Origin of the sequence: Litchfieldia alkalitelluris, from assembly GCF_002019645.1 — a bacterium.
GTDB classification, from domain to species: Bacteria; Bacillota; Bacilli; order Bacillales; family Bacillaceae_L; genus Litchfieldia; species Litchfieldia alkalitelluris.
This window is the reverse complement of the sequence record NZ_KV917374.1, coordinates 1,118,958-1,134,659: the sequence shown is the minus strand read 5'-3', so window position 1 is coordinate 1,134,659 and position 15,702 is coordinate 1,118,958. Positions and strand designations below refer to the sequence as shown.

Annotated in this window: 12 protein-coding genes; all 12 read right to left on the bottom strand. The window is 37.6% G+C overall.

The window, feature by feature from the left end; all coding sequences use genetic code 11:
- Window positions 1-23: 23 nt before the first annotated feature.
- Entirely contained in the window at window positions 24-980 is a 957-nt protein-coding gene (locus BK579_RS05125; RefSeq protein WP_078544000.1) for a glycoside hydrolase family 43 protein, read from the bottom strand.
- 35 nt (window positions 981-1,015) lie between these two features.
- Complete coding sequence (locus BK579_RS05120; RefSeq protein WP_078543998.1) at window positions 1,016-2,239, bottom strand: sn-glycerol-1-phosphate dehydrogenase; 1,224 nt, start codon at window positions 2,237-2,239, stop codon at window positions 1,016-1,018.
- 127 nt (window positions 2,240-2,366) lie between these two features.
- Window positions 2,367-3,878 carry an arabinosylfuranosidase ArfA gene (arfA, locus tag BK579_RS05115; RefSeq protein ID WP_078543996.1) on the bottom strand — a complete coding sequence of 504 codons (1,512 nt, stop codon included), beginning with the start codon at window positions 3,876-3,878 and terminating at the stop codon, window positions 2,367-2,369.
- Window positions 3,879-3,954: 76 nt separating this feature from the next.
- A complete protein-coding gene (locus BK579_RS05110; RefSeq protein WP_078543994.1) occupies window positions 3,955-4,227 on the bottom strand; it encodes a DUF6171 family protein in 273 nt (90 codons plus the stop codon).
- 21 nt (window positions 4,228-4,248) lie between these two features.
- Entirely contained in the window at window positions 4,249-5,736 is a 1,488-nt protein-coding gene (locus tag BK579_RS05105) for an alpha-N-arabinofuranosidase (protein ID WP_078543992.1), read from the bottom strand.
- Between the two features lie 369 nt (window positions 5,737-6,105).
- Window positions 6,106-7,593 (bottom strand): L-arabinose isomerase, encoded by a 1,488-nt coding sequence (gene araA, locus BK579_RS05100; RefSeq protein ID WP_078543990.1) that lies wholly within the window; start codon window positions 7,591-7,593, stop codon window positions 6,106-6,108.
- A gap of 70 nt (window positions 7,594-7,663) precedes the next feature.
- A complete protein-coding gene (gene araD / locus BK579_RS05095) occupies window positions 7,664-8,359 on the bottom strand; it encodes an L-ribulose-5-phosphate 4-epimerase (protein WP_078543989.1) in 696 nt (231 codons plus the stop codon).
- Window positions 8,353-10,044 carry a ribulokinase gene (araB, locus tag BK579_RS05090; protein ID WP_078543987.1) on the bottom strand — a complete coding sequence of 564 codons (1,692 nt, stop codon included), beginning with the start codon at window positions 10,042-10,044 and terminating at the stop codon, window positions 8,353-8,355. Before araB ends, araD begins: the two co-directional genes overlap by 7 nt.
- Window positions 10,045-10,566: 522 nt before the next feature.
- Window positions 10,567-12,030, bottom strand: a complete 1,464-nt coding sequence (locus BK579_RS05085; protein ID WP_204524682.1) for an arabinan endo-1,5-alpha-L-arabinosidase — start codon at window positions 12,028-12,030, stop codon at window positions 10,567-10,569.
- Between the two features lie 201 nt (window positions 12,031-12,231).
- Window positions 12,232-13,074 (bottom strand): carbohydrate ABC transporter permease, encoded by an 843-nt coding sequence (locus tag BK579_RS05080; protein WP_078550399.1) that lies wholly within the window; start codon window positions 13,072-13,074, stop codon window positions 12,232-12,234.
- 86 nt (window positions 13,075-13,160) lie between these two features.
- Window positions 13,161-14,054: a carbohydrate ABC transporter permease gene (locus BK579_RS05075; protein WP_078543986.1), complete on the bottom strand. Its 894-nt coding sequence runs from the start codon at window positions 14,052-14,054 to the stop codon at window positions 13,161-13,163.
- 161 nt (window positions 14,055-14,215) lie between these two features.
- On the bottom strand, window positions 14,216-15,553 hold the full coding sequence (locus tag BK579_RS05070) for an ABC transporter substrate-binding protein (RefSeq protein ID WP_078550397.1): 1,338 nt from the start codon (window positions 15,551-15,553) through the stop codon (window positions 14,216-14,218).
- Window positions 15,554-15,702: the final 149 nt, after the last annotated feature.

The window sequence follows — 15,702 nt, the reverse complement described above, 5'->3', positions numbered from 1 at the left end:
ATCCTCCTTTTAAAACTTGTCTTTTATTCTTTGTTTGCATCTGCAACAGGAACACCAAAGTTCGGAGTCCCATCTTCATTCCATGTGAAAACTTGTGCACGGGTATGGCGGTTTGGATCCCATAGTGGATCACCAACAATCTCACGATAATTACGACCATGATAGACTAGGATATCTTGAGTCCCATCTTCTGAAACCGTAAAACTGTTATGTCCTGGTCCATACTGACTATTTTCTTCAGATGTTTGAAAAACTGGTTCCGATGATTTAGACCATGATTTTGGATCTAATAAATCACTATCTTCATCTGCCGATAATAATCCCATGCAATAATTATAGTCAGTCGCACTTGCTGAGTAAGTCATGAAAATCTTTCCGTTTCTCTTTAAAACTGCGGCACCTTCATTCACTAAGAAGCCAATTGTCTCCCAATCATATTCAGGCTTTGTAATCAGTACCTGAGGACCTTCTATGGTCCATGGATTGGTCATTTTTGCAATATATAGGTTTGAGTTACCAACGATTTCAGGATCTCTTTGAGCCCATACGTAGTATCGTTGTCCTTTGTGTTCGAAAACTGTCGCATCAAGCGAGAAGGATTCCCAGTCGGTTTTCACCTGTCCTTTTTCTACCCAACTTCCTTCTAATGGGTTTTCTGAGTCATTTTCAATCACATACATACGGTGATCAAAAATAGCATCTTCACGAGCTGCAGCAAAATAGATATACCATTTTCCATCTAGATAATGAATTTCTGGAGCCCAAATATTTGCACTCATTACGCCACTCTCATGTTTCGTCCAAGCTGTTACAGTTTCAGCATCCTTTAATCCTTGAATTGTTTTCGAGCGTCTTACTTCAATTCGATCATATTCAGGAACTGAGGCAGTAAAATAATAAAAACCGTCTGTATGTTTATAGACCCATGGATCTGCTCTTTGTTCGATAACTGGATTGTTTATAGTTTCTACTTTTTGCATGATAATCACCTTTTTCTTTAAATTAATAGACTACACTATTTTAGGAGTGTTGATTGAACATTTATCTCGTTCAAAAATTTTAAGCCTGTGTAACGTTTTCGTAAGTTGTGGGCCTCACTTAAGCTCGCTTTTACTAGTTCATCATCAATACCTAGTTGTGCTGGAATTGTTTCGCCACTAAGCTTTTCTAGTAACCTACGAAGCTGACCTGATTCTGGTATCTGTTGATAGACATGATTAATTTCTGTTAAGTTTTCCGAAATTTTTGCTACAATAGCTTTGTCTTCAAATGAATGTAAACGAGATGAATCCAAAATAAATGGAAGAAACTTTTCCTTATATATCCCAGCAAGAAGCGAAGTTGATACCCCTACTTTAGCTCCATGAAGGATTGCAGGACGTTTTTGGCGTAAAAATTCCATCTCCCAATAATGTGATAGGTGATGTTCACCACCAGAGGCAGGGTGAGATTGTCCGAATATTAGCATCGCAAGCCCTGATTTGATTAGTGCTTCAATTAAAATACGAACTCCTCTTTCATCACCATCCGCAATCGAATCAACCTGTTCCATACAAGCATCTAATGCTTCACGTGTTATTTCTGCAACAAGTGGACAATACGGCTCTTCTTTTACAAGATGATCAAATTTCCAATCTGCTAGTGAAGTGAATTTTGCAAGCATATCACCAAAGCCAGCTGCAATCATTTTTTTAGGGGCATCTTTTAAAATACCAATATCAACAAATAAGGCAATTGGTGCCGTCATCTGATAGGTGATTTTAACTCCTCTAACAATAAGTGGCGCGCCCATGGACGTAAAACCATCGACAGAAGGCGCTGTTGGTACAGAAATAAACGGCACTGCTGTTTTAGCACTACAAAAACGTGCGATATCATGGATTGTCCCAGCCCCTACAGCGATGATTACATCTGTATCTTGGGGCATCTCTAATAGGGCTTGAACTAAGGATTTCTCATCTGCCACAACATCATTGTTTTCATCCGGTTTGATTAAGCTAACCGAAAAGGAAATATTAGATTGAGTTAAGTCTTTTGATATTGACACACCCGCTGCTTCGAACGTATGAACATCGGCAATCAGTATAGGCTTTTTATATCCTTTTGATTTCAGGAATGATACTAGTTCTAGTAATACTTCTTTCCCAACTGATATCTTTTCGATAGTGATGGGGTTGTGATGATTACCACAATCACATTGTTCGGCCAGGGTTACTAGATTAGCAATATATTTTTCCATCTATTAATCCTCCTGATTCCTAGAAACTTTTCCCCATATATAAATGATTCCATACCTTTTCCAATTAAATAGGAGAAGGTATGGAATTTTTACACATGAATTCACACTTACAATTAAGGTCTTATAATTAGTTACGTTTTGCCAAACGAATCACATTCCAAGATAACTTAGGTAATAATGTATTCACTTTTCCATTTTCAGTTTTAGCATTTCCGTTTGAATGAGGAGCTACAGGAGTGCCTTGTGCAGAGTTAGTTTGCTTAACATCATCATTCTCAAGCACAATGTGTTCTACTACTTCATAGCCTTCAAAGTTACGGATGTCTACTTCTAGTTCTAGACCTTCTTGCAGATGACGGTTTACAGCAAAGATTGTTAGTTGTTCATTTTCTTCATTGTATACAGCTGTTGATTCTAAGTAAGGTACATCTGTGAAATCTTTGCTGTCATACTTAGGACTTGAAACAATCGGGTTTAAAGATACTCCGCGTCCATATACAGATGTATGCATGTATGGATAGAAGATGGTCTGCTTCCATGCAGGACCATTGTTTTCTGTCATAATAGGTGCGATTACATTCACCAACTGAGCAAGACATGCGATTTTAACGCGGTCTGCATTTTTCAGCAATGTAATTAACATACAACCAACTAATAACGCATCTTCAAAGTTATAGATGTCTTCTAATTGTGCTGGTGCAATGCTCCATGGCTCAATTAACTTATCTTGATCATTGCTGTGGTACCAAACATTCCATTCATCAAACGAAAGGTTCACTTTCTTTTTGCTGTGTTTTTTTGCTTTAATGTAATCAGCAATAGAAACAACAGATTTGATAAAATCATCCATTTCTAATGATAGTGCTAAATAATTCGAGATGTTATTATCACGGTTTCCATAGTATTGGTGAAGCGAGATAAATTCTACATGATCGTATGTGTAATCAAGAACTGTTGCTTCCCAATCAGCAAAAGTAGGCATGTTTCGGTTCGAACTACCACATGCAACAAGCTCAATCGTTGGATCAACCCACTTCATAACTTTCGCTGTTTCTTGAGCTAAACGACCATATTCCGCAGCAGTTTTATGTCCAATTTGCCAAGGACCATCCATTTCGTTTCCGAGACACCACGTTTTAATTTTATACGGGTTCTTAACACCATGAGAGATACGTAAATCACTATAATAAGATCCACCAGGATGGTTGCAATATTCCACTAGATTTCTAGCAGCATCAATGCCACGAGTTCCAAGGTTAACCGCCATGTTCACTTCCGCATTAACAAGCTCTGCCCACTTCATAAACTCGTTTGTTCCCATTTCATTTGTTTCAGTTGTACGCCATGCTAAATCAAGTCGACGGGGACGATTCTCGACAGGTCCTACCCCATCTTCCCAGTTATATCCTGAAAGAAAGTTTCCACCAGGATATCGTACAAGTGGTACTTGAAGTTCTTTTACCATTTCAATGACATCTTGGCGGAATCCAAATTCATCTGCTTGTGGATGACCTGGCTCATATATGCCACCATATACCGCACGTCCTAAATGTTCAATAAAAGAACCATAAATACGATTATCTATTTCAGAGATTTTAAAGTCTTTTTCTAAAATCATTTTTGCTTTATTATTTGTCATAGTTTATTCCTTTCTACTATCTTCATAGTTTTGCAGGATAAAAAACTTCTATTAATATTGTTAGGAATCTTTTAGATTACCCAACCTTTTCCCACTTTGGCTTCCCCGAAAATGGACAGCTTTTATTTTTAAATTTAGCTCGATAGCGGACAATACATCCGCTATGAGCACAAGTTGTACCGTATTGAAGGGAGGGGCAGCCTTCACAAATTCTCAACCTTGCTGCATAGATTTCATCAGACACGACCACAGATAAATCTTCCTCTGCTTCCTTCACGAGCTCTTCAATGACTTCTTCTGAAACAATGACTGTTTCAACGCAGCCTTTGCATAGACTTTGCTTATTCACTGCTTTTTCTCCCCTTATGTTTTATTCTACTACTAATGTAACAACAGACATCGCTGGAAGCTTTATGTCTAATTTTTGATTGTTTAATGTTACCCCTGTAAATTCAACAGGCTTTACAACCTCTGGTTGTTCAAAAGTATTATGAGCATTCATAGTGTCTGCAGTAATGATTGTTCCTGACACTTTTGCTTCACCTACATTTAAACCACGAAGATCTAAATCAAGTACTGACTCATTTTGGTGATCAATATTACATAAGCTGATATGAATTTTTCCTTCTGCATTTTTAGATGCCGATACAGTCACTTGTGGTAGAGTTTCTCCATTAAGTTCATACGTTCCAAATGAAGAATCAACAGCCAACAATTCAGCATCTTGGTGTACTTTATACATATCAAATACATGGTATGTTGGAGTAAGAATCATCTTCTCACCCTCAGTAAGAATCATTGCTTGTAGTACGTTCACCGTTTGAGCAATATTTGTCATTTGAACGCGATCACTATGATTATGGAAGATGTTAAAATGTAAACCTGCTACTAGTGCATCACGAATTGTATTTTGTTGATATAGAAATCCTGGGTTCGTTCCAGGTTCTACGTCAAACCAAGTTCCCCACTCATCAATGATCATGCCAATTCGCTTTTTCGGATCATATTTGTCCATAATTGTGCTGTGCTTGGAAATTAATTCATCCATATGAAGAGCTTTCTTCATCGTAATGAACCACTCTTCTTCAGGGAAATCAACCGCAGAGCCTTTTCCTAGCCAGAAATCTCCTGGAATAGTGTAATAATGAAGGCTGAGTCCATCCATTAACCAATGAGCATTTTTCATTAATACCTCAGTCCAGTTATAATCATCGACATTTGCCCCGCCGGCAATTTTATAAATTTTGTTATCGCCATAATTTCTTACATATGTTTGAAAACGACGATAAAGGTCTGCGTAATACTCTGGACGCATATTTCCACCGCAACCCCAGTTTTCATTTCCTACGCCAAAATATTTTAGCTTCCATGGCTCATCTGCTCCATTTTCACGGCGCCAATTTGCCATCGGAGATTCACCTTCAAAGGTCATATATTCAACCCATTCAGACATTTCTTGAACGGTACCGCTTCCAACGTTTCCACAAATATATGGTTCACATTCTAGTAATTCACAAAGAAGCATGAACTCATGGGTTCCGAAGTGGTTATTTTCAACAACACCGCCCCAGTGTGTGTTAACCATACGCTTACGTTCTTCTCTAGGACCTACTCCATCTTTCCAGTGATACTCATCCGCGAAACATCCACCTGGCCAACGAAGGACTGGAACTTTTATGTTCTTAAGCGCTTCTAGCACATCATTACGAATACCTTTTGTGTTTGGGATTGAAGAATCTTCACCAACCCAGATTCCTTCATAAATACATCTGCCTAGATGCTCTGCAAAATGACCATATATATTTTTGTTAATTGTGCCTTTTTTAATATCGGTGTTTACGATAACATTGTTTTTCATAGACGAATCCTCCATTGAAAAATATAGGTTGTGATTTTATTTGAAATCTAATCCTGGAAATCACCTTGGTAGTGGATTTCCATGAGCTACGATCCACTCGCGGGATACCGCGGGGTGGTCCGGGAGCCTCCTCGTCGCTTTTTGGCTCCTGCGGGGTCTCCTAAAGACCACTAGATCCTGCAGGAGTCAAGTGGTTCTCCGCTCATTCCACACTAAGTAAGTACACGATCTCATCCTCTATGTTGCAAATACTCATTCTTATAAAGGCCTTCTTTATAAGTAATATAGTAATCTTAAAATCTATATATCTATTAAATAAGGGCTATTATTTCTAATAGCCCTCATTTAGTTAAACCACATAATTTCAGATTAACGGTATAAGATATCGTTCCAGCGAAGTTCGTTATTGAATGCTTCTGTTTTTGTATCGTTATTAATAACTACCATTTCAATTCCAGCTAATTCAGCAAAGTCTCTTAATTGCTCAGTTGTTACTTTGTAAGAGAATCCGGTATGGTGTGCTCCACCAGCTTGAATCCAGTTTTCAACTGCTTGACTTAATGATGGCTGAGTTTTCCATAGTACTCTTGCTACAGGAAGATTTGGCATTTCCTCTTCTAGTTCAACTGCATCAACTTCATTTACAAGCAGGCGGAAACGGTGTCCTAAGTCAATAATCGATGCATTTAATGCTGAACCACCTTTACCATTAAACACGATTCTAGCTGGGTCTTCCTTGCCACCAATACCTAGTGGATGCACCTCAATTTTAGGTCGAGTAGCTGAAATGGTTGGACAAATCTCAAGCATATGAGCACCAAGAACCAATTCGTTTCCTGGCTCAAAGTGATACGTGTAATCTTCCATAAATGATGTATCTTCATTTCCAGCAATAATCTTCATTAAACGAACAAGAGCTGCAGTTTTCCAATCACCTTCACCAGCAAATCCATAGCCTTGTTCCATTAAGCGCTGTGCTGCTAGACCAGGAAGTTGTTGCATTCCGTGTAAATCTTCAAAAGTAGTTGTGAAAGCAGTATATCCACCTTCTGTTAAGAAAGCTTTCATTCCAAGTTCGATTCTAGCTTGATATTTGATTGAATCCCTTTCTGGACCATCTGTAAGTCCCTCAGGAGTAAAATCATAAAGCTCTTCATATTCAGCAACTAGTTGTTCTACTTCTTGTTCTGTAATATCATTCATTTTTTGTACAAGGTCGCCAACACCATAGCCATTTACAGTCCAGCCAAACTTGATTTGTGCTTCAACTTTGTCACCCTCAGTTACAGCTACTTGGCGCATGTTATCACCAAATCTTGCAACCTTCAGAACCTTACTTTCAGCAAATGCTACTGAAGTTCTCATCCAGCTACCAATACGCTCTCTAACTTCTTCGTTCTCCCAATGACCCACAACAACCTTACGTTTAACTTTCATACGGCTGTGGATAAAGCCATGTTCACGGTCACCGTGTGCTGATTGATTTAAGTTCATGAAATCCATATCAATAGATTCCCATGGAATATCACGATTAAATTGAGTAGCCAAATGTAAAAGTGGTTTTTGTAAAGCAGCTAATCCTGCAATCCACATCTTAGAAGGCGAGAAGGTATGCATCCATGTAATGATACCTGCACAGCTTGGATTACCATTCGCTTCAAGAATTAAATCACGAATCGCATCTGAATCCTTTACTACTGACTTAAATACTAGTTTATAAGATACAGAAGCGTCATTATCTAAACCAGTTACAATTGTTTTAGAGTGTTCTTCTACTTGTCTTAGAACGTCTTCTCCATAAAGTAACTGACTTCCAGTTACAAACCAAAATTCATACTCTTTTGTTGTTTTTAACATGGGTATATCCCCCTATAGTAATTTTATTTTTTTATATTCTACTAGTTTTATGATCTCTCTTACTTAATAACTATTTTTGGCCGTAGTAGGCATTAGCACCGTGCTTTCTTAAATAGTGTTTATCAAGTAAGAACTGCTGTATTGGTTTCACATTCGGATTTAGTTGGAAAGCATGAAGTGCCATCTTGGCTACTTCTTCCAACACCACGGCATTGTGTACAGCCTCTTTTGCATTTTTCCCCCAACAGAATGGGGCATGGTTAAATACGAGAACCCCAGGCATAGCAATTGGATCAAGGCCTTCTTTAGTAAAGGTTTCAATAATCACATTTCCTGTTTCAAGTTCATACGCGCGATCAATTTCCTCTTTAGTCATTTCACGTGTACAAGGAATTTCTCCGTAATAATAATCTGCATGTGTTGTTCCTAGCGCTGGAATTGAACGACCTGCTTGCGCCCAGCTTGTGGCCCACGGGGAATGTGTATGAACCACACCACCAATAGTTGGGAAAGCACGATACAACGCAAGATGTGTTGGGGTATCTGAAGAAGGACGCAATGTTCCTTCAACGATATTCCCATCTAAGTCAACGACCACTAAATCTTCTATCGCTAATTCGTCATATGGAATACCACTTGGTTTAATAACGACAAGGTTTTCGTTTCGGTCGATTCCACTAACATTACCCCAAGTGAAGGTAACTAGATTATGCTCTGGTAACTGAAGATTTGCTTCAAGGACCTCTCTCTTTAAGCGTTCTAGCATACCTCCTCCTCCTTTTTCTCAGTGCTAGTACTTTTAATCTTTTTCAATGTTTTCATTACATCGTTTGCACCGCGTCCAAAGTAGTCGTAAAGACGAGCGTATTCAGAGAAAAGTTGGTCATATACTTTTGATTCAGCTAAGTTTGGCTGATATACATAATCCTTGACTCTTCCCATATCCTTTGCAGCATCTGTAATATTGTCATAGCCTCCGCGTTCTTTCCCAGCAGCAACCGCTCCAAACATCGCTGATCCAAGTGCTGGTGTTTGAGAAGAAGCAGAAATCTTGATTTCCATATTCAAAACGTCTGAATAGATTTGCATCATCATTGTATTTTTCTCGGCAATACCACCTGCTGCATATACTTCATTAACAGGAACACCGTTATTTCGGAATGTTTCAACAATCATACGAGTTCCATAAGCTGTCGCTTCAATTAATGCGCGATATATTTCTTCAGGTTTTGTTAATAATGTTTGCCCTAGTAGAACTCCTGTAAGATCAGCATCTACAAGTGTCGAACGGTTTCCATTCCACCAATCTAATGCTAGGAGACCGCTTTCACCAACTGCTAATTTGCTCGCTTTTTCTGTAAGTAATTGATGGATGTTAATTCCTTGTTCCTTTGCTTCTTCATAATAGCTAGCTGGCACACAGTTCTCTGTAAACCATTCAAAATGGTCACCTACACAAGATTGCCCAGCTTCGTATCCCATAAATCCAGGAATGACTCCATCTTCTACAACTCCACACATACCTGGGACAATCTTTTCCTCTTCCCCTAATAAGATATGACAAGTAGATGTACCCATAATCATTAATAATTTACCTGGCTCTGTAATACCTACGGCAGGAACAGCAACGTGAGCATCAACATTTGCAACAGCTACTGCAGTACCTGGCTTTAATCCTGTAAGCTCTGCACCAGCTTCAGTAATTTCGCCTGCTTTAGAGCCAATTGGAACGATATCGTTTGATAACTTATCTTCAACTACATTCTCTAGACGAGGATCTAATGCTTTGAAAAATTCATTTGAAGGATAACCTTCCTGCTTGTGCCACATTGCTTTATAGCCTGCTGTACAACTGTTACGCGTTACTTGTCCTGTTAATTGCGAGATAACCCAATCAGTCGCTTCAAGAATTTGATCTGCTTCATTATATATGTCTGGAGCTTCATTTAAGATTTGCCATACTTTTGGGATCATCCATTCAGACGAAATTTTACCGCCGTAGCGCTTTAAAAATTCTTCGCCCCGTGCTTCTGCAATCTCATTTAAACGGTTTGCTTCATCCTGAGCCGCATGGTGCTTCCACAACTTAACATAACTATGAGGATTTTTACTGAATTCTGGCTTCAAACATAATGGTGTACCGTTCTCATCGATCGGTAAAACCGTACAAGCTGTGAAATCAATTCCTAAACCGATAACATCTTCTGGTGATACTTGTGCTTTATCTAATACTTCACGAACCGTAATCTGTAAAACTTCTAGATAGTCTGTTGGATGTTGTAATGCCCAGTCATGTTCCAGTTTAGTCGTACCGTCTGGTAAAAACTCATCCATTACACCATGCGTATATGCTTTTACAGATGTAGCAACTTCCTTACCAGTTCCAATTTCAACAAGTACAGCTCTTCCTGATTGTGTACCATAGTCAACACCAATCGAATATTTAGCCATTATACTCACCCTACCTTTTAATATAAGAATACGTTTACAAACTAGTTAAAATAAAAATTAAGTTTCATAATTTTATAGCATCTACTGACTCACTATTCACTATAAGATTTCCTTTTGTGTATATTTTGTTATACGTACAAGAATAAGATTGATTTCAAGAGAATTTCAAAACCCTACAAGTTAAATATAAAACTTAACTCACCTCTCTAACTTGTACGTATAACCTTTAACTTGATTGTACCACCTATCTTTAATTTTTCAATGGTATTTTGATATTTATTTAAAAGTTTTTTAGGAATATTTATTTAAGGTGAAAAAATAAGCACCAATTATCACAACCGCTTCTAATTGATGTATTATTTAATTCTTGTACCATTCAAACACCCGACAACTTCGAAGTATGTTCACCTTTAAATCAACATCTCTTTCGGCCAGAAAAATCTATTACTAACTGAAAGATTGTAATGTTTGTCAATGAAGTTCACTTTCTTTTGATTGATTCATGAACATCTTCATCTCAGGTTACTCAACCCTCTTCTTCCCCCAAAGGACTGTTCCTTCTTGATCCATTCCTGTAAACACCAATGTGCCATTCCAATTCTCCCAGTCCCAAGCTGGAACAACTTTTAACGCATAATTCCAATAATCTCCAGGAGCAATACCTGGGTCATAAATAGACAATCTTAATAGATTATCATCAGTTAACTCCCAATGACTCTTTCCAGATTCATCATTCGTTTTTCCGTTCTCTAAAAGTTCAATTTGCTGTGAAACCTGTACACTATCATCATAGCGTGGTAACAAAATCTTTTCCCAATCACCGATGATGTTTTCTTCTGTTACAGCCTGTTCCTTTTCACCTGCGTACCTCTCTGGTGAAACAACTGGCCATCCATCTTCTGTCCACACAATCTTTCTTACATGTAAATGTGACCAATAGATATCCTCACCAGGCCTAGCATTATGAGTAAGATAATACTCCCCATCTTCTTCTAACAATCCGTTATGGCCAGTCCCTTGCCAACCGCTATCGTTATCAAATACATATGAACCAACTATCTTATTTCCAGTATTAAAAGATTCATCAGTCGTATCTATCATGTTTTTATCGTTATAATCAAGGTAAGGACCCGTAATACTTTTAGATCTAGCAGTTCTTACATTATACGTATCCTCTAACCATTCATAGGACACCGTTAAATAATAATATCCAGTCTCAGGGTTATACATGATCTCTGGTCCTTCTATTCCAAAATTCATATTCTTTCTTTGCGCAATTAAAGTTCCTTCATCATTAGAGTATTTTAGTTTACCGGTACTTTTATCAAGTTGGGTGATAAAAATACCACCAAAATAAGAACCATAGACCATCCATGGCTGACCTTTTTCATCTAATGTAATCCCAGCATCAATTGCATTTACAGTAAAATCATCACCATCTTTTGACTTTATGACCGCACCTTCATCTGTCCATGGACCTTCAATAGAATCACTTGTTGCTAATCCAATATATGAGTTCCGACTTCCGACACTTGAAACAGAATAATACAAATAGTACCTGTCATTCATTTCGAACACATCAGGCGCCCAAAAGGTGTTTCCATTAGTCCATTCCCATGCTTCTGATGGAACTTGGTCAAATACTCGACCAACAAATTCCCATTGTATTAAGTCCTTTGATTTTCTAATCTGTATACCCGGTGTCGGTGTCGCTCCCACCATGTAATCTGTGGAAAATGCGTAATACCAATCATCAGCTTTGATTAGTGCTGCATCATGAGTGAAATTAGTTGTCCATTCATCTTCCTTATAAAGGATGTCATTGTTAACATTCAATATCGGTTCCACTTGAGGAGCAGCAGGAAGCTCGACTCCTGAATAATCATTTTTCTTTGGTGCAAATGACTTCGAGCCATACACTATACCTAGAATGAGAATAAATAATATGACTAACCCCATGATAATTTTCTGTGATTTATTTTTCATATAATTACTCCTTGCTTTGATAACAAAATAATGCAAAATAAGCTACTTTATCATCTGATTTTGTTTTGAAAGAATCACTCTCAAAGTTAACCTAAAACAAAAGACACCTATCAGTAAAACTCAATTGATAAGTGCCTTTTTAACTTCTCTATTAACCTTTTACATTCTCTTCAACATGCACTAGCATTCGATTGAATGGTATTAACCTTTTACACCAGAGATCGCAATAGACTCGATGATTTGCTTTTGGAAGATAATAAAAACAATTAACATCGGTAACAATGCAACCACTGAGGCCGCCATGATTAATGGATAATCACTTTGAATTGCATATGAAGCGTTAAAGTTTGCAATTACAAGCTGTAACGTTTGTTTTTCAGGTGAGTTCAAGTAAAGAATTGGAGCGAGGTAATCATTCCAGATTCCCATAAACCACAAAATCAACTGTGCCGCTACCGCTGGCTTGATCAACGGAAAGATGATTTTATAAAAGATTTGAAAATAAGAACATCCATCAATCTTTGCCGCTTCAATGATTGAGTTGGGGACGCTTGTTAAAAACTGACGTAAAAAGAAAATCATGAAGATGTTTCCAAAAAAGCCCGGTATGATTAATGGTAATAAAGTGTCAATCCATCCAACAGTAGAAAACATGATGAATTGTGGAATCATAACTACAGGATAAGGAATCATAACAGATGCAAACAGCATGATGAAAATTTTATTCTTCCCTCTGAAATGTAGTTTAGCAAAAGCAAACGCTGCTAAACTTGATGTAAACGTTCCAATCACTGTAACAGAGATCGCAACAATTAAACTATTACTTATACCAGATAAAAGCGGACCCATACTCCAAATTTCAGCATATTTTGCAAATGAAATGGTTTCAGGAATCCAAACAGGAGGTAATGCAAATACATCCTCTTTAGATTTAAGTGAAGTAGAGAACATCCATAACAACGGTGCTACCATGAAGATAGCTCCACAGCTCAGAAAGATGAAAATTAATGTATTGGTGATTCTATTTTTTTTCTTTTCAGACATATATTCTGGTTTAACAGACTTTTTACTTTCAATTGCAACTTCCATGTTGAAACGCCCCTTTCTCTTACTTCTATACACACCTTATATTAATCCAAATCAAATGAACTTTTTTCATTTATTTTAAACTGAATAAGAGTGATGATGAAGATAAATAGTCCCAGTACTAAGGCCATTGCAGATGCGTAACCTAATTGGAAGTTACCAAATGCTTTCTGCCAAACATAAAACACTACAGATGCTGAACTGTATTCCGGTCCTCCTGTAGGAGTCATAACGTTAATTTCAGCAAAGATCTGAGCACCACCAATAATACTGGTAACAACAATGAAGAATGTAACAGGTTTAACCATCGGTAGTGTGATATATAAGAATGATTTAAAAGCATTAGCTCCATCTAGTTTAGCTGCTTCATAGAATGATTTTGGTACACTTTGAAGAGCTGCTAAATATAGAAGCATTGTGTAGCCTAATCCCTTCCAAACAGCCATAATAATTAATGCAGGTTTTACTGTTGAGGTATTTTGTAGCCAGTTGGGTCCTTCAATACCGAATATCGCTAGAAATTGGTTAACTAAACCATAATCTCCGTTATAAGCCCACTGCCACAGGATTGCAATTGCTGCGATTGATGATACAACAGGAATGTAATAAAGAACTCGGAATGTATTTGTTCCAGGAATCCCTCTATTTAAACCTAGTGCAAGTAATAGTGCTAGTACTATTCCAACCGGTATACCAAGCATCATGAAGATCGTATTATACATAGATTTGTAGAAATACTCATCTTGAAATAAATTAATAAAGTTTTCTAGGCCAATAAACGTCATTTGTCCTAGACCGTCCCAGTTCGTAAAAGCTCCATATATTGAATAAATTAAAGGAACTAATGCAAAAATAAGAAATCCTAAGATTGGTGCTGCAATAAACAACCAGGCATTTCTTTCTTCTGTGCGATGCAGCTTGGATGTTGTAGCTTTCATCTTTCCTCACCCTTTCAAAGAGCATTAAGTTAAACATTTGCCTTTTTTAAAATTTTCTTATATCTTATCACAAAAAAATTTAGTTAAAAGGAATAAATGGTGCTAGTAGACTCTAGTAAACTAGCACCATTTATACATGTTACATGTAGGAACAATTTATATTACTTTTTAGCAGCTTGCTTTTCCTGTTCGATCGCTGCATCTAATAGTTTTTGCATTTTCGGCTGAGCTTCTTTCACATATTCTGCAGCTGTCATCTTACCATCCATAACTGGTTGAATATTCTTAAAGAATTCATCATACCACTCAGCAGTGTAAGTTTTTTCAGCAGGGAATCCGCGGCCATAATCTTTAATGATATCTAAAAATTCTTGCTTGTTTTCAGGTTTGATTGAAGTATCAGCAGCCCATTCATCTGCAACTGTTACACTGTTTGGTAATTGAACTTGTGCATCTACTAATGCTTGCTGTCCTTCTTGGTCAGCAGATAGGTACAATGCTAACTGTGCAGCAGCATCTGCGTTTTTAGTTGTAGCGCCTACACCGATTCCAAGAGAACCAATCCATGCAGCTGACTCACCAGTTGAACCTGCTGGCCATGGTAATAAATCATATTCAAATTTTAATTGTTCTTTGAATGCAGCCATATCCCAAGGACCTACAGGGAAGAATGCTAATTCACCTTTTAACCATCTTTGGTACGTATCAAGTGTTTGTGCTTCTGAAATAGAAGGAGTGATTTCATGTACATTTTGTTGATCTGCAAAGTATTGTAATGCTTCAACAAATTCAGGTGTATCTACTGTTACCTTTGTTCCTGTTTCATCAATCCAGTCCCCACCATTACTCCAAACGAATGGTTGTAGAGCCCAGTTAACATTGAAACCTGTTCCATATTGATCTTTTTTACCATCGCCATCTTTATCTATTGTTAATTGCTTAGAAACGTCGATAAATTCTTCAAAAGTATATGGCACATCTTTGTCAGGAAGCGGGATTCCAGCTTCTTCAAACATTGTCTTGTTGTAACCTAAAGCAAATGGCCCTAAGTCTTTTGGTAATCCGTAAATCGCACCTTGACCAAGTGTTGTACCATCAAAACGGTATTTAGCAACACCAGCTGCCCAAATATCATCAATTTGTACATCTTCTGAACCTTCTACAAACTCAGTGATATCTTTTAATACACCAGAGTTTACGTATGCTTTTACTTGAGCCGGGTTATAGAAGAACACATCAGGAATTTTACGTCCAGCGATTGCAGCTTTTAATTTTGTATCATATTGATCTGGAGCAACTTGTACCATTTTAACTTTCACATTAGGGTGTGACTCTTCAAATCTCTTAACAGTCGCTGAATAAGCTTCTAATTCCTGCGGCTGTCCTCTGAACATAAACTGTAATTCTACTTTTCCGCCGTCTTTGCCGTCACCACTAGAACCTTCACTCGAACAACCAGCAAGAACAGTACTAATTACCATAACCAATAGCAACATCATCATTCCGATTTTTTTAGATGATTTAAACAAGTAAATCTCCCCCTAATAATTTTTTATAAGTTTTAAAGAATAAAAAATTTGTGAAACCTTTGAAAAGCAGTTAAAGACAAACGAAAAATTTGTAGAAAACTGTAAAAACGTACGTACGT

Excerpts from the sequence above, each read along its gene's own strand:
- BK579_RS05125 (WP_078544000.1), bottom strand. The coding sequence starts at position 980 with ATGCAAAAAGTAGAAACTATAAACAATCCAGTTATCGAACAAAGAGCA.
- BK579_RS05120 (WP_078543998.1), bottom strand. The coding sequence starts at position 2,239 with ATGGAAAAATATATTGCTAATCTAGTAACCCTGGCCGAACAATGTGAT.
- arfA (WP_078543996.1), bottom strand. The coding sequence starts at position 3,878 with ATGACAAATAATAAAGCAAAAATGATTTTAGAAAAAGACTTTAAAATC.
- BK579_RS05105 (WP_078543992.1), bottom strand. The coding sequence starts at position 5,736 with ATGAAAAACAATGTTATCGTAAACACCGATATTAAAAAAGGCACAATT.
- araA (WP_078543990.1), bottom strand. The coding sequence starts at position 7,593 with ATGTTAAAAACAACAAAAGAGTATGAATTTTGGTTTGTAACTGGAAGT.
- araD (WP_078543989.1), bottom strand. The coding sequence starts at position 8,359 with ATGCTAGAACGCTTAAAGAGAGAGGTCCTTGAAGCAAATCTTCAGTTA.
- araB (WP_078543987.1), bottom strand. The coding sequence starts at position 10,044 with ATGGCTAAATATTCGATTGGTGTTGACTATGGTACACAATCAGGAAGA.
- BK579_RS05085 (WP_204524682.1), bottom strand. The coding sequence starts at position 12,030 with ATGAAAAATAAATCACAGAAAATTATCATGGGGTTAGTCATATTATTT.
- BK579_RS05080 (WP_078550399.1), bottom strand. The coding sequence starts at position 13,074 with ATGTCTGAAAAGAAAAAAAATAGAATCACCAATACATTAATTTTCATC.
- BK579_RS05075 (WP_078543986.1), bottom strand. The coding sequence starts at position 14,054 with ATGAAAGCTACAACATCCAAGCTGCATCGCACAGAAGAAAGAAATGCC.
- BK579_RS05070 (WP_078550397.1), bottom strand. The coding sequence starts at position 15,553 with ATGATGTTGCTATTGGTTATGGTAATTAGTACTGTTCTTGCTGGTTGT.